Raw genomic sequence first — 24,964 nt, 5'->3', positions numbered from 1 at the left:
AGACCAGCTGGACGCCGTGTTCTTCGTAGATGGCCTTGCCGAGGGTGTCGGTGCCGGTGACGAGGTGGCGCCACTGGTCGGGGTCGAGGTCGGCGGTGCCGGTGGCGGCGCCGGTGTGCAGATCGGTGTACTGCTCGGGTAGGTGGACCAGGTACTTCGCGTCGACCGCGGCGAGCAGTCGGGCCTCGCGGCCGAAGTCGGCCAGCGCCTTGTCCAGCCCCTCCTTGCCCTTGTGGAGCCCGGCGAAGACGGTGCCGCCGGCCACCTCGAGGCCGCGGGATCCGAGCTCGTCGCGGAGCTGGGCCGGGTCCTGGGGCAGGAACCCCTGCGGGCCGAGCTCGGTCCACACGTAGCCCGCCCTCGCGACCTCGTCGAGGTACTGCTTCCACCCGACCTGGTGCTCGTCGGCGGCGAACCACACCCCCCACGAATCCGGGGCGGTGCCCAGGACCAGCTGGGAGACGTCTTCGGTGGGGACTCTCGCGGTCACATCAGGCCTTTCGAGCGCAGGGGGGCAGGGAGAGGGGGAGCGCCGGGCAGGGTCCCCATTGTGGAACGGGTCGTCGCGCAGGGCGCGGCGGGTTCAGGAGCCGACGACGCCGGCGGGGGCGGTCGTGATCAGGTGGGTGGCGTCGTGGTCGCGGAAGTCGTCCTCGAGCTCCTCGAGCGTCCGGCCGCGGGTCTCCGGGACGAACCTCGTGACGAACACGAGGGAGCCGACGTTGATCAGCGCGAAGACACCGAAAGTGACGGTGGCGCCGACGGCTTCGACGAGCAGCGGGAAGACGAACGAGATGAGGGCGTTGACGCACCACAGGAAGAACACCGCGATACCCATGGCGAAGCCGCGGATGGCCATCGGGAAGATCTCCGACAGCAGCAGCCAGACCAGCGTGCCGATGAAGCCCTGGACGAAGGCGACGAACAGCAGCATCGCGCCGAGGATCAGGTAGCTGCGCACGGTCGACTCGGGCAGCTGGAAGGTCAGCGCGAGCACCACCTGGGCGACGACGACCCCGGTGAAGCCGGTGAGCAGCAACGGACGTCGGTTGAACTTCCCCAGCAGGACGATGCCGACGATGGTCATGACCACGGAGGTGACGCCGACCGCGATGGTGGCGATCAGCGAGGCGCTGGTGCCCAGACCGGTCGACTGCAGGATCGTGGGTGCGTAGTAGTTGACGGTGTTGACACCGGTGGCCTGCTGCACGGTGGCCAGGCCGATGCCGATCCACAGGGTGCGCCGCATCCACGGGTGTTCGCGGAGCTGCCGGAAGGCGTCGCCCCGGTCCGCGGACCGCTCGCGCTCGGCGTGCTCGGTGATGACGGCGAACTCGCCGGTGGCCTCGGCGTCGCCGCGGCTCAGCCGCAGCGTCCGCTCGGCCTCGTCGTGGCGGCCACGCAGGGCGTACCAGCGGGGGGAGTCCGGCAGGAAGAACATGCCGACGAACAGCGCGACGGCCGGGATCGACGCGACGCCGAGCATCCAGCGCCAGACGTGGGTGTCGTCGATGAGCTGGTCCAGCACCGCGTTCATGATGAAGGCGAGCATCTGGCCGCTGACGATCATCAGCTCGTTGATGGTGACCATCCGGCCGCGGCGGTGCGCCGGGGCCATCTCGGCGAGGAACAGCGGACAGGTCGCGGCGGCCGCACCCACGCCGAGGCCCAGGACGATGCGGGCCGCGACCATGACGGTGACGTTCGGGGCGAGCGCACAGGCCAGGGCGCCGACCAGGAACAGGCCGGCGCAGACCAGCAGACTGCCCTTGCGTCCCAGCACGTCGGCGAGCCGGCCACCGAGCAGAGCGCCGATCGCGGCCCCCGGGAACAGCAGCGAGCTGACGACGATCGCCTCGGACGTGGTGGTCAGACCGAGATCGTCCTTCATGTACAGCAGCGCGCCGGAGATGACGCCGGTGTCGTAGCCGAACAGCAGACCCCCGAGGGTCGAGATGACCGTCAGCTTGACCAGAAAACGGTTGTGCTCTCTCGTCGCCGGTCCCTGGGGGCGCGATGCCGTGATCCCCGCCATTGGGGCTCCTCCTCGGTGTGAACGGATCTCGTCGTCGTGCGCGGTGGCGGCGGCCCGCTGCTGCCGGGCGCCGCGTGGGCCCGTGGCGGGCGTGTCGAACGACCCCGGCCACTGGTTTTCAAGCGCTTCAATGAGTACCGTCAGTGTTGGCGACCACGGTGCTGTTGTCAAGACAAAGTAGGCGGATGATGTCCGAAGCGACGCCACCCCGACGGGTGCGGCTGGACGACGTCGCCGCGGCGGCGGGCGTGTCCAGTGCGACCGTGTCGCTGGTGCTGCGGGGTGTGGGTGGGCCGAGTGCGGCGACGCGGCAGCGGGTGTCGGAGGCGGCGACGCGGCTGGGATACCGGCCGGACCGCGCGGCCAGCGTGCTCGCCAGCCGCCGCAGCCGGCTCATCGGGGTGGCGCTGGACATCAGCAACCCGTTCCACGCGCGCCTGGTCCGCGACGTCTACGGCGCCGCGCACCGGCACGGGTACCACCTGATCCTGAGCACCGTCGCGCCGGGCCACGACGAGCGGCAGGCCGTCGAGACGTTGCTCGACTCGCGGTGCGAGGCGCTCGTGCTGCTCGGCCCCACCGCTCCGGTCGCCCAGGTCGACCGGATCGCGGCGAGCGTGCCCGTCGTCCTCGTCGGCCGTCACATCGACTCCACCGCGGTCGATGTCGTGCGTACCGACGACGGGGTCGCGTTCGAGCAGGCGGTCGGTCACCTCGTCGGCCTCGGGCACCGGCGCATCGCCCACGTCGACGGCGGCCGCGGGGAGGTGTCGGTGCTGCGGCGCCGGGCCTACCGCGCCGCGATGCGCCGGCACGGACTCGGGGACCAGATCAGGGTGGTAGGCGGTGGTGACACCGAGGTGGCCGGCGCCGCCGCGGCAGGGCCGCTGCGCGACGGGGGGCTGCCGACCGCGGTCGTCGCGTTCAACGACCGGAGCGCGATCGGGCTCGTGGACGCCCTCGAGCGGGCCGGTGTGGTGGTCCCGGCGGCGGTGTCGGTCATCGGCTACGACGACAGTCCGGTCGCGCGGCTGAGGTCTGTGGATCTGACGACCGTCGGGCAGGACACCGAGCGGTTGACCGAGGAAGCTGTCCTGATGCTCATCGAACGCCTCGAGGGCGGGCGGACCGCGCCACGCGAGGTCGTCGTCGCGCCGCACCTGGTCGTCGGCAGCACGACGGGTCCGCCGCCGGGTCCGTGACCCGTCGCACCGGCCCGTCCCACCCGGGGTACCCCCCGGCCCCGGTCAGGTCGACGCCCAGAACTCCCGGATCGCCGCGACCAGGGCGTCCGGTTGCTCGACCGCCGGCAGCACCCGGGAGCCCGACACGGTGACCTCCCGGGCGTCGGTCATCCCGGCGGACACCTCGCGGGCCCGCTCCGGCGTCCATTCGCCCCGGTCGTCGGTGGTCACGAACAGCACGGGCCGGCGGATGCGGGCGGCGGCCCAGGCCAGATCGGTCCGGTTGACGATGGCGGTCTCGACGGCCAGGGCCATGCCCTCGCGGTCGGCCCGGCGCAGCGGCCCCAGGATGAGCTCGACCGCCACCGGGTCGCTCGCACGGCTGGCGTCGGTCAACAGCGTGTCCAGGATCGCCGATCGCACCGGGCCGCGGGCGCCGACGGCCCGGAACAACGGCAGCAACACACGCAGCCTGCGGCGCAGGCCGGCGTCGATGGGGTCGGTCGGTGCGCTGATGGCGACCAGTCGGCGGATCCGCTCGGGCTGGGTGGCGGCGAGCTGCATCCCCACGTGACCGCCCCACGCGCTGCCGATCCAGTCGACCGGGCCGTGGATCTCGTCGGCCAGGCCGTCGAGCAGGGCGCCGGCGGCCAGGGCGCAGCCGGCGATGTCGGAGGCGCGAGTGAGGCGGTCGCTGCCGCCGGATGAGGGCCCGTCCACCAGCAGCAGCCGCCGGTCGGTGGCCAGCGCCGGCACGACCCGGTCCCAGCTCGTCGCGTCGACGAACATGCTGTGCCACAGCACCACCGGCGCACCGCGGCCGACGGCGCGGACCCTCAGCCGGCCCAGTGGGGTGGGGACGAACCGGGTGCGGACGTCGGTGTCAGCCATGGCGGGGACCTCTCGGCGGTGGATCGGATTGACTGTACGCAGCGTCCAGTCAATGTCAACTACCATGCGACCGTGCCCAGGACCTACAGCTCCGACGTACGGACCGCACGGTCGCGGCGCACCCGGGCCGCCGTGCTCGAGGCCGCCGCGGCGATGTTCCTCGACGAGGGCTGGGTGGCCACCACGATGGCCAGGGTGGCCGCCGCGTCCGGTGTCGCGCGCCAGACGGTCTACACGCTGTTCGACAGCAAGCTGGCGCTGCTGGACGCGTGCATCGACACCGCGCTGTCGGCCGGGGCCGGAGTACGGGTCCGCGAGATGCCCGAGTACCGGCTGATGGCCGAGGGCGATCTCGACACCCGGCTCGCCGCCGGTGCCCGGTGGCTGGCCGGCGCCCACGAGCGCTCGGCCCGCATCCAGCGGGTCCTCGACGAGGCCGCGGTGACCGATCCGGCGGCCGCCGCCCGGCTCGTCGTCCGGGAGCAGACCCGGTGGGAGGAGGTCCGCTTCGCCATGACGCTGGTGCTGCGCCGCCCGGATCCACCGACCGCGGTGATCGATGCGGTGTGGACGACCGCCTCGCGGGACGTCTGGCTCCGGCTCGCCGGACGCGGCTGGACCGGCGCGCAGTGGCAGGAGTGGTTCGTCGCCACCACCGCCCTGCATCGCCACCATGCCTCGGACGTCGTCGCCCGGTGACCCGGACCGCAGGGAGAACGCTCCGATCGGGCACAGCGTCTTGCATGCAGACGTTCCTGCCCTACCCCGACTTCGAGGAGTCCGCGGCGTCGCTGGACGCGCCCCGCCTCGGCAAGCAGCGGGTCGAGACCCTCCAGATCCTGCGGGCCCTCGAGCTGCCCGAGTACGGCTGGGCCAACCACCCCGCCGTCGTCATGTGGCGCCACCACGTCCCCGCCCTGGTGCTGTACGGGCTGATCTGCGCCCGCGCCTGGACCCGGCTCGGCCACGCCGACACCACCTACGACCAGATGGCCGAGTTCGCGCCCGACGTCGCCGGTCTCGACCAGGACGACCTCGCCGCACGCGGGCAGCTGCCGTCCTGGCTGGGGGACCCGCAGCTGCACCTGTCCCACCGCAGCAAGCTGCTGGCCAAGGATCCGGCGTTCTACGGCGCACGGTTCCGCGGCACCCCGACGGACCTCGACTACCACTGGCCCGGGCCGGATCCGGCGCCGCCGCCGGCGCCGGTGCGGACCGGGGACACCCTGTGGGTCGTGCCGGCGGAATCCTCCGCCCGGCTCGGCACCTGCCTGGAGCAGGGCATGATCGCGCTCGGCACCGAGTCGGGGATGACCGGCGACGCCACCGGTCACGAGATCGAGGACCTGCAGGCCGCCCTGGGTCTCACCCGGCGCCGGACCAAGCCGCTGGTCGCGCTGGCCCGCTTCGTCAACGAGATCCGGACCGGCGACCGGGTCGCCGTCTTCGTCGAGCACCGGGCCCGGCTGCTGGTGGGCACCGTCACCGGGGACTACCGCTGGGCCAGGACCGCCGAGCACGGTCTGCACCACCAGCGCCCGGTCGCCTTCGACGGCGTCCTCGTCCGGTCCGACGTCGACCCGCCCGCCTCACTGCAGGACGTGCGGCCGCTGTTCCGGGTACGGCTGCGGACTCCGACGGGTTGACACCGGCCCCCGGTGTCCGAGACGTCCCGACGCCGGGTGTCCCGACCGGTCAGATCCACGGCAGCGGCGCGGCGCCCAGGCCGACCAGTCCGCCGCCGAGCGTGCGGCCACCCACGGTGCCCAGGCCGCACGCCACCGCCGCGTCCGCCGGTAGGACGTCACCGGTCACGGTGCGGCCGTCGACGCTGACCACGACGCGGACGGTCAGGGCGCCGGCCGCGGTGACGTCGGGCAGACCGGTCAGCCGCTCGGCGGTCCAGCGGCAGCCGTCGGACACCGTCGCGATCGGGGTGCCGGCCGGCAGGTCGCGGGTGGTGGCCAGCAGTTGCACGGTGTGCGGGCGGCTGCAGGCCGCCGCCGGGTAGGCCGTGTCGAGGTCGGGCGCGGTGGCGCACGCACCGATGCGGTCCCGCGCAGCGCCGGTGGCGATCGCGTCCCGCAGCGTCCCGTCGTAGGGTGCCGGCTCCTGTCCGGGGAGGGTCGGGCCGCGGGCCGCGGCCAGGCACGCCAACCAGCGTTGCCCAGCGGCCTCCTGCCGCGACGCGGGACGGGTGACCGACACCTCGACCGTGGTCACGGTAGACCAGATGACTCCGGCCGGGTCGACCGTGACCGCGGTGCCCAGGTAGTCGTGCACCGCGGTCCGACAGGCCGCCTGGTTGGGATCGGAGATGTTCAGCGACGAGCCCTGCGCGACGATCTGCGGCTGGGCCGGTGCGTCGAGCACCGAGACGACCTCCGCGAAGCGGGGGCCCGTGCACGGCGCGACCGTCAGCTGGGGATAGACATACGTCTGACCGGTGCCCCCGCCGTATCCGGGGTACTGCTGCACCGGCTCCGACACGCACTCGCCCGCGGCCGGGGGGCCGGGCACGGGCTCGGCTGCTGCGGTGCCGGCGACGGGCCCTGGACGCAGCGCGGTGACGACCAGCACCAGCAGGGCGGCGAGCAGGACCAGCACTCCGCTCCGGCGCGTCATGCCTGCGCACGCTACGCGGGCCGGTTCCGGCCGCGGCGCACGAGCCCACAGACGCCGGAAGGCCGCCCCGATCGCGGGACGGCCTTCCGGGGCGGGCGGCTCAGGCGGCCTGACGGGCCAGGATCGCGCGGACCTCACGGGTGTCGGCGGACGGCTGGGCCTCGAGCAGGGTCTCGAGCTCGAGACGGTCCGCGGCGGTGGTGAAGCCGGCCAGCTCGCGGGCCAGCGTGCGACGCTTCGTCGCCCGCGACAGCACCCGGGTCAGCGTGGCGGGGCGTCGGATGTCCTTGGGGCTCATGTGGTTCTCCTCCAGAGAGTGGGATGGAGGCATCGCTGTCGTAGGGCTGCCTGGAAGGGTGCGGCCCGGCGGACCGTGGTGTTCCTTCCACCCATACAGACGCGGTGGCGGCCTAGAACGTTCCAGGTCGCCGGCATGGCCTGCGACACATCCCTGCGCCGCCGCCGCCGCCTCGTCGGACCCTGCGGTCCGTGCGGTGTGCGATGACTCACCCGTGCTTGCAGTTAGCCGGGCCTGCTGGCTAACCTGCTAACAGGGCCGATCAGCACCAACGGCCACGGAACGACGCATCAGCCCGTCACCGGGACCCATCGCACACGAGGAGCAGCTCATGGCCGAGACCACCAACGGCACCGCCCAGTTCGCCAAGGCCGTCGACGCGGGCAAGGCCACCAGCGCCGCCACCGCGAAGGCCGCCAAGGCCACCGCCGAGGCCACCAAGGCCGCCGCCGCGACCGCCACCAGGGCCGCCGCCGACGCCACCACCTCGGTCGCCGACACCACGCAGGAGGCCACCACCTCCGCCACCGCCTCCGCGACCAAGGTCGCCCAGGACCTGACCAGCGACCTCGTGGCCGCCGGCACCAAGGCCACCGAGGAGGCCAAGGCCACCACCGCCGAGGTCACCAAGTCGGTCACCGAGGCCGCGCAGGCCGCCGCCGACCACACCCGCGCCGGGTACGAGGCGGGTGTGAAGACCGCGCAGGACAACACCGCCGCCGTCACCGAGTACATGACCAAGGCCGCCGGGTCGTTCGTCCCCACCATGGAGGACGCCGCCAAGAAGGCCCAGGACCTCGCCGCGTCGATGGTCCCGGTCGTCGAGGACGCCAACAAGAAGGTCGTCGAGTACTGGACGTCGTCCGCGGAGACCTTCCGCCCGGCGATCGAGGACGCGACCCGCAAGGCGCAGGAGCTGGCGCAGTCGTTCGTGCCGGCCATGGAGGACGCCGCCAAGCGCGCGCAGGACTACCTCACCGCCTACACCCCGTCGCTGGACGAGATGACCACCAAGGCGCACGAGTACGGCCAGACCGCCCTGGACAACTCCACCGCGGTCGCGGGCTACCTGACCAAGGCCGCCGAGTCGGCGCGCCCGGCCATGGAGGACGCCACCCACAAGGTGCAGGCCGTCGCCCAGACGATGACCGCGCACGGCAAGGTCGCCGGTCTGGCATGGCTGGACGCCTACGACGCCGGTTTCGCCGCCTACCTGGACCTGCAGAAGGACCTGGCCGCCGCCACCGACGTCTCCTGGGTCGCCGAGCTGTCCCGCGCCCAGAACCGCGCGCTGGTCGAGCTGAACTCCGCGTACACCAAGGCCGTCCGCGACCTGCTGAAGTGAGCACCGGCCTCGCCCGAGGCCTCCGGTGCGCGGCCCTGACGGCCGCGCACCGGTGACACCGCCCGGACGCGGTCGTTCCTGCGGGAGCGGCCGCGTCCGGGCGGTTCCGGGGTTCACGGGGGTGTGCCGGGTGCGCGATCCGGCGCTCCGCGGTCCACGCCTTCGGGTGGGCGTTGCCCCATTCAGCCGCCTACCCCCGAGTAGGATGGCGGGATGAGCAACACCTGGCCCGAGTCGTCGACGCTGGGCGAGATCATCCGTCGGCAGCGCGAACTCGCGTCGCTGCCGATGCGTCAGCTCGCCGCCATGGCGGGTATCTCCAACCCGTACCTCTCGCAGATCGAGCGGGGTCTGCGAGAGCCGTCCGAGCACGTCCTGCACGCCATCGCCGATTCGCTGCAGGTCTCCGCGGAGACCCTGCGGTCCACCGACGAGGACGACGCGGAACGGGTCGACGGTGCCGCCGGATCGGCGGTCCTGGACGCCATCCAGGCCGACGCCGACCTGACACCCCAGCAGCGCCGGGCGCTGCAGGAGACGTACGAGGCTTTCCGCGAAGTGACCATCGAGCGCCGGCGGGCCAAGGGCCGCCAGCGTCGTACCTAGACGCTCCATCGTGGGCAGGAAAGAGAGCCGTCGATGACGACTGCCGACAAGCGCGACACCCCGTCGTGGGACCCGCTGGACACCCGGGTCGCCGACCGGCTGCGCGCCGACATCATCGATGCCGCCGCCGCCCGGATCGCCAAGGGACCACTGGGTGATTCCGACGCGATCAGCGCCGCCCCGGTGCTGTTCAAGGCCGCCGCCTCGCTCGCCGGGATGCCGGCCGCGACGATGAAGGTCGCCACCGACTGGACGCTGGGCCTGTGGAAGAGCTCCTACGCCGCCACGGCCCGCGCCTTCGGCACCAAGGTCGACGGCGTCCCACTGACGCGGGACAAGCGGTTCGCCGACGCCTCCTGGACCGACAACGCCGGCTTCTTCTGGCTGCGTGAGCAGTTCGAGCTGTGGCAGAAGGCCACCCACGACCTCCTCGACGCCGCCGACCTCGACGCCAAGGAACGCGAGAAGGCCCGGTTCATCGTGCAGGGCCTGCTCGACGCGATGGCGCCGACCAACTTCCCCGGTACCAACCCGGCCGTGCTCAAGCGCGCTCTCGAGACCAACGGGCAGTCGCTGGTCAAGGGCCTGCAGAACATGGTCGACGACATCCGCCACAACGAGGGCCAGCCGCGCCAGGTGGCCACCGGCGTGCACGAGATCGGCCGCAACCTCGGCATCACCCCCGGCAAGGTCGTCTTCCGCAACGACCTGATGGAGCTCATCCAGTACTCGCCGACCACCGACACCGTGCACGAGATCCCGCTGCTGTTCAGCCCGCCGTGGATCAATAAGTACTACGTGATGGACCTCGCCCCGGGCCGCAGTCTGGTCGAGTTCGCGGTGAACAACGGCCACACCGTGTTCCTGATCAGCTACCGCAACCCCGACGAATCCATGCGCGACGTCAACATGGACGACTACCTGATCTCCGGGCCGCGCGCGGCGCTGGACGTCGTCACCGACATCACCGGCGCGGAGAAGGTCAACCTGCTCGGACTCTGCCTGGGCGGCACCCTGACCATGGCCACGCTGGCCTACCTCGACCTGCAGGGCGACGACCGCATCAACGCGGCGACCTTCCTGAACACCCTCATCGACTTCTCCAACCCCGGTGCGCTGGGTGTGTTCACCGACGAGGCGTCGGTGACCAAGCTGGAGAAGTCGATGCGCAAGACCGGCTTCCTGTCGGCCGACAGCATGCGCAAGACGTTCGACGCGCTGCGGGCCAACGACCTGATCTGGAACTACGTCGTGTCGAACTGGATGCTCGGTCAGGACCCGCCGGCGTTCGACATCCTCACCTGGAACGCCGATTCCACCCGGATGCCGGCCGCGATGCACTCGTTCTACCTGCGCAGCTGCTACCTCGACAACCGGCTCGCCCAGGGCACCATGACGCTGGCCGGCCAGCAGCTCGACATCAGCAAGGTCGAGCAGGACCTGTACTTCCTGGCTGCCGAGCAGGACCACATCGCGCCGTGGCAGAGCTCCTACGCGGGGGCCCGCCTGACCGCGGGGAACGTGCGGTTCGTGCTGTCCAACGCCGGCCACATCGCCGGCATCGTCAACCCGCCGAACCCGAAGTCCAAGCACTGGGTGCTCGCCGAGGAGGCGCGCAGTGAGCAGCGCGAGCTGCCGGAGTCGGCGGCCGAGTGGCGCGCCGAGGCCACGCTCGTCCCGACCACCTGGTGGCTGGACTGGGCCGACTGGATCGGCGCCCGCGCCGGCGGGCAGGTGCCGCCGCCGCCGCTGGGCAACGACGAGCACCCGGTGCTGGGCGACGCGCCCGGCACCTATGTCCTCGGCTAGATCGTCGAGCCCGGCGTGAGAGTGCCCGCCTCGCGGCCGCTCTCACGCCGGAGCTGTATCCGGGGCCGATCGGCGCCCGTGTCTGTCCCGTTGACCAGAGGAGTTCCGTCGTGAGTGCGTTCAGTGTGTCCAGGGTTGTGGTGACCGGTGGTGCGCAGGGGATCGGTGCGTCGATCGCGCGTCGGTTGTCGTCGGAGGGTCTGGTGGTGTCGATCCTGGATGTCAACGATGTCGGGGCGAAGGAGACGGCGGAGCGAATCGCAGCCGAGACCGGGGGTGAGGTGTTCGGGTTCGGGTGTGATGTGACTGATCGTGAGCAGGTGGGTGAGGTGTTCGCGGCGGCGGCGGAGGCGATGGGGGGTCTGGACACCTATATCGGTAATGCGGGGATCACCCGGGACGGGATGTTCCACAAGTTGAGTGAGGATGACTGGGATCGGGTGATCTCGGTGAATCTGACGGGGGTGTTCAACGGGTTGCGGGCGGCGGCGCCGTGGTTGCGGACGCCGGGGGTGCCGGGCCGGGTGGTGTTGGTGTCGTCGGTGGTGGCGAAGGCGGGGAATCTGGGTCAGATGAACTACATCGCGGCGAAGGCGGGTGTGGTGGGTCTGGTGCGGTCGGGGGCGTTGGAGTTGGCGCGGTTCGACACGACGGTCAACGGTGTTCGGCCGGGGTTCATCGAGACGCCGATGACGGCGGCGATGCCGGAGGCGGCGCAGGCGGTGATGACGGCGAATCCGTTGGGTCGGGCGGGTCAGCCGGGGGATATCGCGGGTGCGGTGGCGTTCTTGTGCAGTGATGATGCGTCGTTCGTGACGGGGCATCTGTTGGATGTGAACGGCGGGATGGCTCTGTAACACCGGGTCTGCCACGGACAGGGCCCCGGGGAATCGTTCCCCGGGGCCCTCTGTCACGATCGGGCGTCAGTCGTGGAGGAAGAAGCGGACCAGTTCGGCCGAGGCGTCCGGACCGCTCGCATCGGTGTAGGACCCCCGTGGGTCACCACCGAACCACGCGTGGCCGCCGCCGGTGACGATGATCGACTCGGCGACCGTCCGGCCGTCGACGACGTGCCGGGTCCGCACGTACGACCGCCCGCCACCACTGCTGCGGGTCACCTCGGGGGCGCCGGCCCGCGGATGGGCGAGCAACCGGGCCCGGATCACCGCGGCGGCGTTGGCCGCCGCCACGGTCGAGTCGCGGTCCCCGTGCAGGACCAGCACCGGGGTCGGGTGCGGGGCGGGGCTGAAGCCGCCCGAGGACATCTGGCCGAACGCCGAACCCACGTCGGACGCGCTCGCGTAGGGCAGCCCCGAGTGCACCCCGACCTTCGCGAACAGCTCCGGATAGGTCGCGGCCATCACCTCGGCCATCGCCGCGCCGGCCGACAGCCCGGCGACGAAGATCCGTGCCGGGTCGATCTCGTGGGCCGCTGCGATGTCGCCGACGATGCCCGCGATCACGGCGGGTTCCCCGCTGTCGCGCCGCTGGTCCTCCGGCTGGAACCAGTTCCAGTAGCCCGCCGCATTGGCCGACCGCGACTGCTCCGGGTAGGCGACGACGAAGCCGTGCAGGTCGGCGAGCCGGTTCATCCCGGTGCCCACGGCGAAGTCGGCGGCGTTCTGCGTGCCGCCGTGCAGCATCACCAGCAGCGGAGCCGGCCCGTCGAGAGCGGCGGGGACGTACAGCCCGTAGCTGCGGGTCCCGGTCGGACCGGAGTGGCTGCGCGAGGACGTGGTCCCGGCGGCGGTGACGGTGCGCGACGCCGAACCGGCGCCGACCGTGGTGTCGTGCTGGAACAAGGAGGGGTCCGATCCGTCGGAGAGCTCCGACGTCGAACGGACGTCGTGCGGGCGAGGGCCGGAGTCGGCCGCGCTCCTGCAATTCTCCCATCCCGCCCGGCACCCGGACCGGTGGTGGCCCTGTGGTGTGCGTCGTCAGGGCGTGATGATGACGACCGGACGGTTGCGTCACCCCGGCCGGCCGGCCGGCCGCCGCCGGTGGGCCCCGCAGCCGTCCCGGCCGGGTACGTCCCCGACCCGGGCGCGGTGCGGCCGGCGGTGTGCCGCGGACGGCACCTAACCTCGGAGGATGGACAGCCACGGCATCACCGTCATCGGCCACGGCAGCGTGCGGACGCCGGTCGACCGCGTCGAGCTGAGCATCGGTGTCGAGGTGAACCGTCCCGAGCCCGGTCCGGCGTTCCAGGCGGCGGCCGCCTCGGTCGCCACCGTCCTCGGGGTGCTCGCCGACGCCGGGGTGGACTCACGGCACGTCCGGACCGCCGACCTGCGGCTCGGACCCCGGATGAGCTACCAGGACAACCGGGAGGTCGTGCTCGGCTACACCTCCGGCCAACGGCTCATCGCCACCCTGCAGGGGTTGGACGGGGTGTCGCGGCTGCTGGGCGACCTCGCCACCACCGGCATCGAGGGTGTCCGCTTCGACGGCATCTCGTTCTCCACCTCCGACCCGACGGACCACCTGAGGCAGGCCAGGGAGCAGGCGATGGCCGACGCGCGAGGGAAGGCCGAGCAGTACGCGCAGTTGGCGGACCGCCGACTGGGTCAGGTGCTGTCGGTGAGCGAGTCGCTGCACGGCGGGGGACCGACCCACATCCCGGAGGCCGCCTACCTGTCGAAGGCGGCCAGCATGCCCGTCGGCGCCGGCGACACCACCTCGGTCGTCAGCGTGCAGGTCGTGTACGCGCTGCGCTGACCGGTGCGTGCCGGGCCGGCCCCGGGGCCCGGACGTCCAGGCACACCCCCTTCGGATCGCACGGAGACGGGCCGCGGGTGCGTCGGTCGACGGCGTCGACGGTCCGCGGTCCGATGCGCTCAGCGCGCGGCTCAGCCGATCCGGCGGACGTCGAAGCGCCGCTCAGCCGATCCGGCGGACCTCGAACTCGCTCAGCCGATCCGGCGGACCTCGAACTCGCTCAGCCGATCCGGCGGACCTCGAACTCGCAGGCGGGTTCGGCGATCGACTGCTGGGCGTCGACCAACCGGATCTCGCGGGCCCCCACGCGGTCGGTCTCGGCCAGGATCGCGTAGACGGTGGACGCCGTGCGCGCCAGCGCCGCTTCGATGCCGACGGTGCTCAGGTGGGCCAGGAAGAGAGCGGCGGTGACGTCGCCGGCGCCGTTCACCGACAGCGGCAGCCGGGGGGTGCTGACCTCGAAGGCGCCCTCCGCGCCGACGGCGATCATCCCGATCCGGCCGGCCAGCTCCGGGTACTCGACCGACGTGACCAGGACGGTGCGCGGTCCACGGGCCCGCACCGTCTCCGCGGCGGCGACCACCGCGACGGCGCTGTCGAAGGGAGGCGGGTCGTAGCCCGCCGGGTCGAACACCGGGGCGGTACCGGCCGCGGCGTCGAAGCCGCCGCCGGTGCGGTCGCCGGTGCCCGGCACGCCCGCGAGGAAGGCCAGCTCGAACGCGTTGGGAGTGACGATGTCCGCCGTCGGGACGACCCGGTCGCGGATGAGCTCCGGGATGCCGGGAGCGACGAAGAAGCCCCGTCCCACGTCACCCATCACGGGGTCGCAGCAGTAGACCGCCGCCGGGTTCAGCGCCCGCACCCGCGCGACCGCGGACAGGACCACTTCGCTGACGCCGGGGGAGCCCTGGTAGCCGGTGAGCACGGCGTCGGCGGTGTCCAGCACGCCTCGATCGGCGATGCCCTCGACGACCTCACCCACGACGGCCGGATCGAGGACGGCGCCGCGCCAGCTCCCGTAGCCCGTGTGGTTGGAGAAGTGCACCGTGAGCACGGGCCAGACCTCGTGGCCGAGACGCTGCAGTGGGAACGTGGCGGCGCTGTTGCCGACGTAGCCGTAGGCGACGGAGGACTGGATCGACAGGATCCGCATGGGCCCACCCTAGAGGCTCCGGTGTTCGTCCGAGGACCGTGCTCCGACGGGCACCCCGGTCACCCGCCCGGCCCAGCGACGGACCCATGACGTCGCTGCTAATCCGAGTTGGCAATCCACCCATCGGGGGACGATCGTCCGTCCGCCGTGTGAGCGCTCACATCGGCACGCGACCGATCCGGTTACGGGATCGTTATCCGTGTCCGGGCACTCCGGGCTTGCAAACGGTCTTCGCAAGCGCTTTCATACATGAGGTTCACATCGTTGTGAGGCCCCTCACATGGGACCGAGAGACCGGGAGGCTGCCGGGTGTCACGTACATCTGCACGTAAGTCCATCACCGCGGTCGCGGGCATCAGCGCCTTGTCGCTGTTCCTGGCGGCCTGCGGTGGCGATTCACCCACGACCACCACCAACGCCGGCACGTCGACGTCGTCGGCGACGAGCTCGACCTCGGCGCCGGCCACGTCGGGCGGTGCCACCAGCGAGGGCGGCAGCACCGAGGCGACCGAGACCGGCAGCGGCGGCGGCGGTGACGTCGGTGCCGAGTCCGACTGGTGCAACACCGTCAAGGGTCTGTACCCCGACACCGACGGCAAGACGGTGAACCTCTACACGGTCATCACCGCGCCCGAGGACACCCCCTACATCGAGACGTTCAAGTCGTTCACCGAGTGCACCGGCGCCACCGTGAACTACGAGGGCTCCAAGGAGTTCGAGGCCCAGATCGGCGTCCGCGTCTCGTCGGGCAACCCGCCGGACGTCGCCGTCTTCCCGCAGCCCGGTCTGATGCGGCAGGTGCAGGAGTCCTCCGGCGCCATGCTCGAGCTCAAGCCCGAGGTCGCCGAGAACGCGAAGAAGTACTTCCCCGAGGACTGGACGAACTACGGCACCATCAACGACCAGTTCCTGGGGATTCCCAACAACGCCGACTTCAAGTCGCTGGTCTGGTACTCGCCCAAGACCTTCGAGGCCAAGGGCTACACCGTGCCGACCAACTGGCAGGAGCTGCAGGACCTGCAGGCCAAGATCGTCGCCGCCGGTGAGAAGCCGTGGTGCATCGGCATCGAGTCCGGCGAGGCCACCGGCTGGCAGCTGACCGACTGGCTCGAGGAGTACGTCCTGCGTACCGCGGGCCCGGACGTCTACGACCAGTGGATCAGCCACGAGGTGACCTTCCAGGATCCGCAGATCGCCGACGCTCTCGCCCAGATGGGCCAGGTCGTGAAGAACCCGGAGATGGTCAACGCCGGCTTCGGTGACGTCAGCTCCATCGCCTCCACCCAGTTCAACGCCCCGTCGGCCAAGATCCTGGACGGCACCTGCACGCTGACCCGGCAGGCCGCCAACTTCGGCTCCAACTACGACGCGAGCGTCAAGGTCGGCGAGGACGGCGACGTCAACGCCTTCTACTTCCCGCCGATCAGCGAGGATTTCGGGCAGACCGTGCTCGGCGGTGGCACCTTCACGGCGGCCTTCGCCGACCGCGACGAGGTCAACGCCCTCATGTACTACCTGACCACCCCGGAGTACGCGAACACCCGGGCCAAGGCCGGTAACTACATCTCGGCCAACCGCGGTCTCGACCCGGTCAACGTGCCGGTCGTCGTGCAGCAGGAGGCCCTGGAGACGCTGCAGGACCCGGAGGCCACCTTCCGCTTCGACGCCTCCGACCTGATGCCGGCCGCCGTCGGCGCCGACGCCGAGTGGAAGCAGTTCACCGCGTGGATCACCGGTCAGGACGACGCGACCACGCTCGCCAACATCGACAACGCCTGGCCGGCCGAGTAATCCTCCGACCGGTCCGCTGAAGCAAGGGGCGGCTCCCAGCAGCGTCACGGGAGCCGCCCCCGCTTCGTTCGACACGAGCACCAAAGAAAGGGGCGTTGCAGGTGGATTGGTTCATGAGTCCCACCTCGGCCGGCGAGAAATTGCTGGTGATGGTGGTGGCGATCCTCATTTTCGTCGCGATTGTCGGCATCATCCTGTGGGCCATCGACCGGCCGAAGATCCCCAACTGGGTCGTCGTGGTCGGCTTCCTCGGCCCGGTGACGATCGCGCTGGCCGGCGGTCTGCTCTATCCCGCGGTCGGCACCGTGATCCGCTCGTTCCAGAAGATCCAGAACGTCATCGGCCCGGACGGCAAACGCATCCTGGTCAACGGCAAGGTGACGACCGAGAAGGTCTTCGGGTTCGACAACTACTCCCGCATCTTCACCGAGGACGGCTTCCAGCGCGTCCTGCTCAACACCGTGGCCTGGGTGATCCTGGTACCGCTGCTGGCCACCAGCTTCGGCCTCATCTACGCCGTCCTGGTCGACCGCACCCGGTTCGAGAAGGCCGCCAAGGCGCTCGTCTTCCTCCCGATGGCCATCTCCATGGTGGGCGCCTCCATCATCTGGAAGTTCGTCTACGACTACCGCCAGGCGGGCACCACCCAGACCGGCCTGGCCAACCAGCTCCTGGTGTGGCTCGGCCTCGAGCCGGTCCAGTTCCTGCAGGCCGACCCGTGGAACACGCTGTTCCTCATCATCGTCATGGTCTGGATCCAGGCCGGCTTCGCGATGACCGTGCTGTCCGCGGCGATCAAGGCCGTTCCGGACGACATCATCGAGGCCGCCCAGCTCGACGGCGCCACCGGCCTGAAGCTGTTCATGAGGGTCACCGTGCCGAGCATCAGGCCGTCCGTGGTCGTCGTGCTCACCACCATCGCGATGGGCTCGCTCAAGGCCTTCGACGTCGTCCGCACCATGACCGGCGGAAACTTCAACACCTCGGTCGTGGCGAACGAGTTCTACACCCAGACCTTCCGACAGGGTGACGCCGGCCAGGGCATCGGCGCCGCGCTCGCGGTCATCCTGTTCATCATCATCATCCCCGTCATCATGTACAACGTCCGTCAGATGCGGCTCTCGGAGGAAATGCGATGACCGCCGGTTCCGGAGTTATCCCCCCGCGCATCGAGGCCGTCGACGAGAAGCCGGTCTCCGCGCGCAAGCTCAAGGCGCAGCTGCGGGCCCAGGACGCGAAGACCAAGCTGTCGTCCCCGTGGGCGTCCGGCGTCGCCATCATCCTGGCGATCCTGTGGTCCATCCCGACGCTGGGTCTGTTCATCACGTCCTTCCGGCCCGTCGAGGACCTGCGCGACACCGGGTGGTGGAACTGGTTCACCAACTTCCACGTCACCCTGGACAACTACGAGGGAGCGCTGTCCACGACCAACGGTGGTCTGGGCGGGTTCTTCCTCAACACCTTCGTCATCACGATCCCGGCCGTGATCATCCCGATCAGCCTGGCCCTGCTGGCGGCCTACGCGTTCGCGTGGATCCCGTTCAAGGGCCGCAACATCCTGTTCGTGGCGGTCTTCGCGCTGCAGATCGTGCCCATCCAGGTCACGTTGATCCCGCTGCAGACCATCTTCGTCAGCCTCGACCTGCAGAACTCGTTCTGGCCGGTCTGGATCTCGCACACCATCTTCGGTCTGCCGCTGGCGATCTTCCTGCTGCACAACTTCATGACCGAGATCCCGCGCTCCATCATCGAGGCCGCGCGGGTCGACGGCGCCGGGCACGTCAAGATCTTCTTCGTCGTGCTGATGCCGCTGCTCATCCCGGCCATCGCCGCGTTCGCGATCTTCCAGTTCCTGTGGGTCTGGAACGACCTGCTCGTCGCGCTGGTCTTCGCCCCGAGCCCGAACCTCAAGCCGCTCACCGCGGCCGTGGCCGAGCTCTCCGGCACCAAGGGGACGCAGTGGGAGCTGCTGTCCTCCGGTGCGTTCATCTCCATCATCGTGCCGCTCATCGTGTTCCTCAGCCTGCAGCGGTACTTCGTCCGCGGGCTGCTGGCCGGTGGCGTCAAGGGCTGATGGCCGCTCGGTCGCTGCGCTGAGCACAGGCACTCCCGCCCCGACGATGGAGTCGATCGGGATTGCCGAGGTGGCCGCCCTGGCGGGCGTGTCACCGGCGACGGTGTCGCGGGCACTCCGGGGGATCCCCGGAGTGGCCGCGGCCACCCGCTCGTCTGTCCGCGCCGCCGCCGAGCAGCTCGGATACGTCGCCTCCCCGAGCGCGGCCAGCCTGTCCACCGGACGGGCCGGCGCCCTCGGCGTCATCTCACCGTGGTTCTCCCGCTGGTTCTTCGCCTCCGCCGTGGAGGGCGTGCAGTCGGAGGTCCTCACCCACACCTACGACCTGCTGCTGTATCCCGCGACGCTGGCCGTCAGCGCGGACGTGCACCGGGTCAACCTGCGGTCCATCCACAAACGGGTGGACGGCGTCATCGCCATCAACGTGCCGATCTCGGTGGAGCAGTTCGCCGACTTCCGGGTCCCGGTGGTGACCCTGGGGAGCCACTACCCGGGTATCTCGGCGGTGTCGGTCGACGACGTGTGCGTCGGCGAGACGGCCACCGAGCACCTGCTGTCGCTCGGTCACCGGACCATCGCGTTCCTCGGCCAGGACCCGGACCGGCTCTACGGCTTCACCACGGCCGCCGACCGGCTGACCGGCTTCCGGCGCGCGTTGACCACCGCCGGCCACGAGGTCGACGAGCGCCTGATCGAGACGACCGGCTTCTCCACCCAGGGCGGAGCCGAGAGCTTCCGGCGGCTGTGGAGTGCGGTCGAGGCCGGGCGGGTACCCCGGCCGACGGCGATCTTCGCGGTCTGCGACGAGGTCGCGATGGGGATCATCCACCACGCCCGCGGCCTGGGGCTGCGTGTCCCGGAGGACCTGTCGGTCATCGGCGTCGACGACCACGACCTGTCGTACCTGTACGACCTCACGACCGTGTGGCAGCCGGTCCGCGAGCAGGGGGCTATGGCCTCCCGGCTGTTGCTCGAGCGCATCGCCGATCCCCGGGTCGCGGCGCGACACGAGTTCGTCGACCCCCGCCTGGTGGTGCGCGGCACCACGGCGGCTGCCGCCCGCTGACCCCGTTCCGGTACGGTCTGCCGGGCCCGCACACCCTCGAGGACGGACGACGACCGTGACCCAGGCCGGCACCGAATGGTGGCGTACCGCCGTGGTGTACCAGGTGTACCCGCGCAGCTTCGCCGACGCCGACGGTGACGGGATCGGTGACCTGCCCGGCCTGACCGCCCGGCTGCCGCACCTCGCCGCGCTCGGGGTGGACGCGCTCTGGCTGACGCCGTTCTACCCGTCGCCGCTGGCCGACGGGGGCTACGACGTGGCCGACTACCGCGACGTCGATCCGCGGCTGGGCACCCTGGCCGACGCCGACGCGTTGATCGCCGCGGCGCACGCGGCGGGGCTGCGCCTCATCATCGACATCGTCCCGAACCACACGTCCGACCGGCACGCCTGGTTCGTCGAAGCGCTGGCGGCCGCGCCCGGCTCGCGCCCGCGGCAGCGGTACCACTTCCGCGACGGCACCGGACCCGACGGCGCCGAACCTCCGTCGGACTGGGTGTCGCACTTCGGCGGCTCCGCCTGGGAGCGGCTGCCCGACGGACAGTGGTACCTGCACCTGTTCGCGCGCGAACAGCCCGACCTGAACTGGGACGACGACGAGGTGCGTGAGGCGTTCGAGGGGACGCTGCGGTTCTGGGCCGACCGCGGAGTCGACGGGTTCCGCATCGACGTGGCCCACGCCCTGGTCAAGGACATGACCGAGCCGCTGCGCAGCCAGACCACCCTGGACACCGCCCTGCCGCTGGACGGCAGCGACCCGCTGTACGACCGTGACGGGTTGCACGAGATCTACCGCTCGTGGCGGCGGGTGTTCGACGCCTACGACCCGCCGCGGATGGCGGTCGCCGAGACCTGGACGCCGACCAGCTTCCGCAACTACCTCTACGCCCGGCCGGACGAGCTGGGTCAGGTCTTCGACTTCGCGCTCTCCAAGGCACCCTGGGACCGGGACACCGTCGCGGACGTGATCCGGACCTCGCTGGCCGACCAGTTCGAGTACGCCGGCACGGAGGGCGGTCTGACCTGGGTGCTGTCCAGCCACGACGTGCCGCGGCACGCGTCCCGACTGGCCCTGCCGGCCGGGGTGGACCCGATGGCCTGGGTGACCTCCGGCGACACCGATCCCACGATCGACCGCGCGGCCGGTCTGCGGCGGGCCCGGGCCGCGACGCTGCTGATGCTGGCGATGCCGGGGTCGGCGTATCTGTACCAGGGGGAGGAGCTGGGCCTGTTCGAGGTCGCGGACCTGCCGGCCGAGGTGCTGCAGGACCCGATCTGGGAGCGCACCGGGCACGCGCTCAAGGGCCGCGACGGCTGCCGGGTGCCACTGCCGTGGTCGCGCACCGGCCCGTCGCTGGGTTTCGGCGCCGCTGCCGGCTGGCTGCCGCAGCCGCCGGCGTTCGCGGACCTGTCCGTCGAGGCCCAGGACGGTGTCGAGGGCTCGACGCTGGAGCTGTACCGGGCGGCGTTGCGGCTGCGCCGGACCCTGCAGACCCACGACAACGAGGTCACCACCGTCGCGCACCCGGACCCGCAGGTGCTGCACCTGCGCCGGTCCAACGGCTGGGAGTGCGCGGTCAACTTCGGCACCACCCCCACGGCGCTGCCGGCCGGCGAGGTGCTGCTCGCGTCCGCGCCGCTGGACGGTGCGCTGCCGGGGGAGTCGGCGGTCTGGTCGCGCACGACGGGGATCAGCGCGTCGGACTGAGCGGCAGCGGCTGTTCACCCCATTCGACGAGGCTGCGACGCACGGTCCCGTCGCCGACCACCCGGGCCAGGCAGTCCGGGATCAGCCACGCCGACGACGTCGGCTTGTGGTCCTGCAGCGACCGTTGCCACACCGACTCGGCGACGATCTCCACCTGACCGCCGAACGTGGGGTCCGCCCGGCCGATGCGCTCGACGGCGAGCTCCCGGCACGCCGCGGCGACCTCGTCGGCGGTGCGGTCCAGGGTCACCGAACGGCCGGCCATCATCCGCTGGGTGAGGTTGACCGAGCCGATCATCTCGGTGTTGTGGGCCGCCGTGCAGTCGGTGAAGTCCAGGCCGGACCCGGTCACCTGCAGGCAGACCGACACCGCGTCCGGGCGGGCGGCGGTGGATCCGAAACGGGGTGCGAAGGCGGTGTCGCGGACGGATCCGACGTAGGTCGGTTCACCGGTCACCACCGCACAGCCGGTCCAGCCGAGCGTGGCGACGGCCTCGTCCAGAGGCGCGTGGACCATCCGTCCCGCGACGAGCGGCTGGGGGGCGAGCCAGAGGTCGTCGTCGTGCCGGGCGATGTAGCGGTCCCAGCCGGTGTACCGCTCGGCCCACCCGATGCAGCGGGTGTCGATGTCGGGGTGGCTCATCGGCCGGGTGACGCTGAAGTGCGGGTAGCGGACCAGCGCCCCGGCCGCCACCGGCGGCACCCCGGCCCGCCAGGTCATCGCCAGCTCGCCGGCGTGCGGCTCCGCGCAGGACACGACCGTGGCGCTGTCGTCCTCGGCGATCTGCAGGCAACTGCCGACGGCCGGTGGCAGCGGCACCGCGGTGGCCGCCGCACGCCCCATCACGCCCACCCCCACCAGCTGGGAGCCGCCGAGGGCGGCGACCACGGCGAGCACGAGGACGATCAGCCCGACGGACCGGCGCCGGGTCAGCGCCGACCCGGCGTCGGGAGGAGGGACGGGGACGGGAACGGCTGGGACTTCCCGGGGACGACCGGCCGCACCGGAGGGTGCCCGCATGCCACCAGGTTACGCCGCAGTGACGCCGGTCACGCCGGCGCGGACGGTACCCGGTCGTCGGGATTCCACGTCCAGCCGCGTACCGTGCAGTCGCCCTCGTCACGCGCGCCGGCGCGGGCGTAGGTGGCGAGCGCGGCGTCGTTGTCGGTGTCCACGGCCACCCACATGCCGTAGCAGCCCCGGCTCCTCGCGAGGGCGCCGAGGGCGTGCAGCAGGGCGGTGGCGACGCCCCGGCGGCGGGCCGACGGCGCCACCCCCAACTCGTAGACGAACATCTCGGTGCCCTTGTCCGGGTGCGTCAGCTCGACGCCGGTGACCATCCCGACCGGGTCGTCGTGGTCGTCGTAGGCGACGAGGAGGTGATGGCCGGGTGCGGCCAGGAAGACGGCGGTCGCGGCGGACCGCGGCGGCCGGTCGAACAGGTCGGCTGCGCGGTGCACCTGGGCGGCCTCGGTCACGCGGTCGATGCGCACGGATCCGAACCTAACCGTCCGGGTGCGCTGTGGGCGAAACCGGCTGGGCGGGCGGTGGCCGGGTGTGGCAGGAAGGGAGTGGCCGGCGCAGGTCCGGCGCGGAGGGAGTCGGGCCATGAGGTTGCTCGTGCTGGGCGGCACCGTGTTCCTGGGACGTCACGTGGTCGACGCCGCGCTGGCGCACGGTCACGACGTGACGATCTTCCACCGCGGACGGCACCCCGCCCCCCGGGCCGCCGACGTCTGCGAGGCGCTCGGCGACCGGACCGCCGGGTTCGCCGCCCTCGCCGGCCGGGACTTCGACGCGGTGATCGACACCTGCGGCTACCTGCCCGCCGACGTGGAGCGCAGCGCACGCGGGATCGCCGCCGGTTCCTACGTCTTCGTGTCCAGCGCCTCGGTGTACGCGGACCTGGCGACGGCGCCGGTCACGGAGGACACCGCGGTCCTGGAGCCCCCGGGTCCGCAGGTGACCGACGTCCACGGTGAGTTGTACGGACCGCAGAAGGCAGGCTGCGAGCGCGCACTGCGGGCGGTCCGCGGCGACACCGCTCTCGTCGTCCGCGCCGGCCTGCTGGTCGGGCCGCACGACGCCACCGACCGTTTCACCTACTGGGCCACGCGCTTCGGTCGTCCCGGCCCCGTGCTCGCCCCCGCGGTCGCGGCGCACCCGGTGCAGTTCCTCGACGCCCGGGACCTCGCCGACTGGATGGTGCGGGCGGCCGCCGACCGGGTCACCGGGACGATGAACGCCTCCGGGCCCCGGCGGGCGTGGACCTTCGGGGAGTTCCTGCAGCAGGCGGCGGCGGCCGCCGGGGTGTCCCGTCCGGACGTCCGGTGGGTCGACGAGCAGCTGCTGATCGGGGCGGGTGTGCAGCCGTGGAGCGAGCTGCCGCTCTGGGTGCCGACGGCGTGGAGCGCACCCGGCGTGCTGGACATGACCGTCGACCGGGCGTTCGCCGCGGGGCTGACCAGCCGGCCGCTGGTCGACACCCTGCGCGACGTCGTCGCGTGGGCGGCCGGGGGCCAGCGGGTGTCGGCGGACTACGGGACCCGGGCGAGCAGTCGGGTCCTCACCGCCGACCGGGAGGCGGAGCTGCTGGCCCGGCTGACCTGACCCCGGGTCTCAGGCCTGCTGGCGGCTCTGCAGGAAGGCCCAGGCGTCGGAGACCATCGCCTCCAGATCCAGCTCGGGCTCCCAGCCGAGCCGCTCCTTGGCCCGCGCGGCGGAGGCGACGAGCCGGGTGGGATCGCCGGCGCGGCGCGGGCCGACGGCGTGCGGGACCTCCATGCCGGTGACCTTCTCGACCGTGGTGATGACGTCGCGCACCGAGAACCCGTTGCCGTTGCCGAGGTTGCAGATCAGGTGCTCGCCCGGATCGGCCGCGGTCAGCGCGAGCACGTGCGCCCGCGCGAGGTCGGCGACGTGCACGTAGTCGCGCAGCGGGGTGCCGTCCGGGGTGGGCCAGTCGTCGCCGTAGACGGTCAGCTTGTCCCGCTTGCCGAGCACCGCCTCCAGCGCGATGGGGATCAGGTGCGTCTCGGTGCCGTGCCGCTCGCCGGCGCCGTGCGAGGCGCCGGCCACGTTGAAGTACCGCAGTGACACCGCGGCGAGATCGGTGGCGATGCACTCGCCGGTGATCATCATGTCCACGGCCAGCTTGGTGGCGCCGTAGGTGTTCGTCGGCTTCGTCGGGAAGTCCTCGGTGATGGGCACCTCGTCGGGCTCGCCGTAGGTCGCGGCCGTCGAGGAGAAGACCAACCGGGGCACCCCGTGCGCCGTCATCGCGTCCAGCAGCGCCCGGCTGCCCTCGACGTTGGTGTGCCAGTACAGCGACGGGTTCACCACCGACTCGCCGACCAGCGACTTCGCCGCCAGGTGGATGACCGCGTCGTACCCGCCGTCGGCGAACAGGTCGCCGGCGGAGGAGATGTCGCCCTGCACGAAGTCGACCCCGTCCGGCACCGCGTCGCGGTGCCCGGTCGACAGGTCGTCGAGCACGGTCACCCGGTGACCGGCCTCCAGCACGAACCGCGCCACCACCGAGCCGATGTATCCCGCACCACCGAGCACCAGAACCCGCACTGCACACCACCTGTCGTCAGGCCGCCTCGCGGCGGCGGAGAACGTCCGTCGCAGATCGTCCCATCCCGGACGCCCGCCGGG

General features: G+C 71.6%; 24 protein-coding genes. 14 read left to right on the top strand and 10 right to left on the bottom strand.

Annotated elements, in window-relative coordinates; translation table 11 throughout:
* Together DB033_RS13400 and DB033_RS13395 are read right to left on the bottom strand one after the other, a co-directional pair.
* Positions 1 to 490, bottom strand: a 490-nt coding sequence (locus DB033_RS13400; RefSeq protein ID WP_157970678.1) for a sugar phosphate isomerase/epimerase family protein, incomplete at its 3' end; no start/stop codon positions are given.
* A 93-nt stretch (positions 491 to 583) separates the two neighbouring features.
* On the bottom strand, positions 584 to 2,035 hold the full coding sequence (locus DB033_RS13395; protein WP_111767117.1) for a sugar porter family MFS transporter: 1,452 nt from the start codon (positions 2,033 to 2,035) through the stop codon (positions 584 to 586).
* A 185-nt stretch (positions 2,036 to 2,220) separates the two neighbouring features.
* Between DB033_RS13395 and DB033_RS13390 the strand changes: the two genes are divergently transcribed.
* Positions 2,221 to 3,237, top strand: a complete 1,017-nt coding sequence (locus tag DB033_RS13390; RefSeq protein ID WP_205843801.1) for a LacI family DNA-binding transcriptional regulator — start codon at positions 2,221 to 2,223, stop codon at positions 3,235 to 3,237.
* 45 nt (positions 3,238 to 3,282) lie between these two features.
* Here DB033_RS13390 and DB033_RS13385 read toward each other — a convergent pair whose 3' ends face one another.
* Positions 3,283 to 4,110 (bottom strand): alpha/beta fold hydrolase, encoded by an 828-nt coding sequence (locus DB033_RS13385; RefSeq protein WP_205843800.1) that lies wholly within the window; start codon positions 4,108 to 4,110, stop codon positions 3,283 to 3,285.
* Between the two features lie 72 nt (positions 4,111 to 4,182).
* Between DB033_RS13385 and DB033_RS13380 the strand changes: the two genes are divergently transcribed.
* Both DB033_RS13380 and DB033_RS13375 read left to right on the top strand, forming a co-directional pair.
* The gene (locus DB033_RS13380) at positions 4,183 to 4,809 is read left to right on the top strand and encodes a TetR/AcrR family transcriptional regulator (protein WP_111767116.1); all 627 of its coding nucleotides are present in this window, start codon (positions 4,183 to 4,185) and stop codon (positions 4,807 to 4,809) included.
* Positions 4,810 to 4,853: 44 nt separating this feature from the next.
* Positions 4,854 to 5,756 (top strand): MSMEG_6728 family protein, encoded by a 903-nt coding sequence (locus tag DB033_RS13375; protein ID WP_111767115.1) that lies wholly within the window; start codon positions 4,854 to 4,856, stop codon positions 5,754 to 5,756.
* Between the two features lie 49 nt (positions 5,757 to 5,805).
* Here DB033_RS13375 and DB033_RS13370 read toward each other — a convergent pair whose 3' ends face one another.
* Together DB033_RS13370 and DB033_RS13365 are read right to left on the bottom strand one after the other, a co-directional pair.
* The gene (locus DB033_RS13370) at positions 5,806 to 6,735 is read right to left on the bottom strand and encodes a hypothetical protein (protein WP_157970677.1); all 930 of its coding nucleotides are present in this window, start codon (positions 6,733 to 6,735) and stop codon (positions 5,806 to 5,808) included.
* A 100-nt stretch (positions 6,736 to 6,835) separates the two neighbouring features.
* On the bottom strand, positions 6,836 to 7,033 hold the full coding sequence (locus DB033_RS13365; protein WP_111767113.1) for a hypothetical protein: 198 nt from the start codon (positions 7,031 to 7,033) through the stop codon (positions 6,836 to 6,838).
* 331 nt (positions 7,034 to 7,364) lie between these two features.
* Here DB033_RS13365 and DB033_RS20740 point away from each other — a divergent pair, with 331 nt between their 5' ends.
* From DB033_RS20740 to DB033_RS13345, 4 genes are all read left to right on the top strand, one after another.
* Positions 7,365 to 8,378, top strand: coding sequence for a hypothetical protein (locus DB033_RS20740; RefSeq protein WP_157970676.1), 1,014 nt, complete (start codon positions 7,365 to 7,367; stop codon positions 8,376 to 8,378).
* 213 nt (positions 8,379 to 8,591) lie between these two features.
* Positions 8,592 to 8,984 carry a helix-turn-helix domain-containing protein gene (locus DB033_RS13355; RefSeq protein ID WP_111767112.1) on the top strand — a complete coding sequence of 131 codons (393 nt, stop codon included), beginning with the start codon at positions 8,592 to 8,594 and terminating at the stop codon, positions 8,982 to 8,984.
* A gap of 33 nt (positions 8,985 to 9,017) precedes the next feature.
* Positions 9,018 to 10,793: a PHA/PHB synthase family protein gene (locus DB033_RS13350; RefSeq protein ID WP_111767111.1), complete on the top strand. Its 1,776-nt coding sequence runs from the start codon at positions 9,018 to 9,020 to the stop codon at positions 10,791 to 10,793.
* A gap of 110 nt (positions 10,794 to 10,903) precedes the next feature.
* Entirely contained in the window at positions 10,904 to 11,650 is a 747-nt protein-coding gene (locus tag DB033_RS13345) for an SDR family oxidoreductase (RefSeq protein ID WP_157970675.1), read from the top strand.
* Positions 11,651 to 11,716: 66 nt separating this feature from the next.
* Here DB033_RS13345 and DB033_RS13340 read toward each other — a convergent pair whose 3' ends face one another.
* Positions 11,717 to 12,595, bottom strand: coding sequence for an extracellular catalytic domain type 1 short-chain-length polyhydroxyalkanoate depolymerase (locus DB033_RS13340; RefSeq protein WP_111767109.1), 879 nt, complete (start codon positions 12,593 to 12,595; stop codon positions 11,717 to 11,719).
* Positions 12,596 to 12,884: 289 nt separating this feature from the next.
* Here DB033_RS13340 and DB033_RS13335 point away from each other — a divergent pair, with 289 nt between their 5' ends.
* Positions 12,885 to 13,511 carry an SIMPL domain-containing protein gene (locus DB033_RS13335; RefSeq protein WP_111767108.1) on the top strand — a complete coding sequence of 209 codons (627 nt, stop codon included), beginning with the start codon at positions 12,885 to 12,887 and terminating at the stop codon, positions 13,509 to 13,511.
* Positions 13,512 to 13,731: 220 nt separating this feature from the next.
* Here the strand turns inward: DB033_RS13335 and pdxY are convergent, their stop codons facing one another.
* Positions 13,732 to 14,664, bottom strand: a complete 933-nt coding sequence (pdxY, locus tag DB033_RS13330; protein ID WP_111767107.1) for a pyridoxal kinase — start codon at positions 14,662 to 14,664, stop codon at positions 13,732 to 13,734.
* A gap of 309 nt (positions 14,665 to 14,973) precedes the next feature.
* On the opposite strand from pdxY, the gene DB033_RS13325 reads away from it, so the two are divergent.
* From DB033_RS13325 to DB033_RS13305, 5 genes are all read left to right on the top strand, one after another.
* Positions 14,974 to 16,455: an ABC transporter substrate-binding protein gene (locus DB033_RS13325; RefSeq protein ID WP_111767106.1), complete on the top strand. Its 1,482-nt coding sequence runs from the start codon at positions 14,974 to 14,976 to the stop codon at positions 16,453 to 16,455.
* Positions 16,456 to 16,556: 101 nt separating this feature from the next.
* The gene (locus DB033_RS13320; protein WP_111767105.1) at positions 16,557 to 17,594 is read left to right on the top strand and encodes a carbohydrate ABC transporter permease; all 1,038 of its coding nucleotides are present in this window, start codon (positions 16,557 to 16,559) and stop codon (positions 17,592 to 17,594) included.
* On the top strand, positions 17,591 to 18,529 hold the full coding sequence (locus tag DB033_RS13315; protein ID WP_111767104.1) for a carbohydrate ABC transporter permease: 939 nt from the start codon (positions 17,591 to 17,593) through the stop codon (positions 18,527 to 18,529). Before DB033_RS13320 ends, DB033_RS13315 begins: the two co-directional genes overlap by 4 nt.
* A gap of 46 nt (positions 18,530 to 18,575) precedes the next feature.
* Positions 18,576 to 19,595: a LacI family DNA-binding transcriptional regulator gene (locus tag DB033_RS13310; protein ID WP_111767103.1), complete on the top strand. Its 1,020-nt coding sequence runs from the start codon at positions 18,576 to 18,578 to the stop codon at positions 19,593 to 19,595.
* Positions 19,596 to 19,650: 55 nt separating this feature from the next.
* Positions 19,651 to 21,303, top strand: coding sequence for a glycoside hydrolase family 13 protein (locus DB033_RS13305; RefSeq protein ID WP_111767102.1), 1,653 nt, complete (start codon positions 19,651 to 19,653; stop codon positions 21,301 to 21,303).
* Here the strand turns inward: DB033_RS13305 and DB033_RS13300 are convergent.
* Both DB033_RS13300 and DB033_RS13295 read right to left on the bottom strand, forming a co-directional pair.
* Positions 21,287 to 22,324, bottom strand: a complete 1,038-nt coding sequence (locus DB033_RS13300) for a hypothetical protein (RefSeq protein WP_157970674.1) — start codon at positions 22,322 to 22,324, stop codon at positions 21,287 to 21,289. The two genes, DB033_RS13305 and DB033_RS13300, sit on opposite strands and share 17 nt — an antisense overlap.
* A gap of 29 nt (positions 22,325 to 22,353) precedes the next feature.
* Positions 22,354 to 22,797 carry a GNAT family N-acetyltransferase gene (locus DB033_RS13295; protein WP_111767478.1) on the bottom strand — a complete coding sequence of 148 codons (444 nt, stop codon included), beginning with the start codon at positions 22,795 to 22,797 and terminating at the stop codon, positions 22,354 to 22,356.
* A 115-nt stretch (positions 22,798 to 22,912) separates the two neighbouring features.
* Between DB033_RS13295 and DB033_RS13290 the strand changes: the two genes are divergently transcribed.
* Positions 22,913 to 23,914 (top strand): NAD-dependent epimerase/dehydratase family protein, encoded by a 1,002-nt coding sequence (locus DB033_RS13290; protein WP_157970673.1) that lies wholly within the window; start codon positions 22,913 to 22,915, stop codon positions 23,912 to 23,914.
* Between the two features lie 9 nt (positions 23,915 to 23,923).
* Here the strand turns inward: DB033_RS13290 and galE are convergent, their stop codons facing one another.
* Positions 23,924 to 24,883: a UDP-glucose 4-epimerase GalE gene (gene galE, locus DB033_RS13285; RefSeq protein WP_111767099.1), complete on the bottom strand. Its 960-nt coding sequence runs from the start codon at positions 24,881 to 24,883 to the stop codon at positions 23,924 to 23,926.
* Positions 24,884 to 24,964: the final 81 nt, after the last annotated feature.

Origin of the sequence: Nakamurella deserti (genome assembly GCF_003260015.1) — a bacterium.
Taxonomy (GTDB): domain Bacteria; phylum Actinomycetota; class Actinomycetes; order Mycobacteriales; family Nakamurellaceae; genus Nakamurella; species Nakamurella deserti.
The sequence above is the reverse complement of the archived record's forward strand: the minus strand, read 5'-3'. Positions and strand labels throughout refer to the sequence as shown.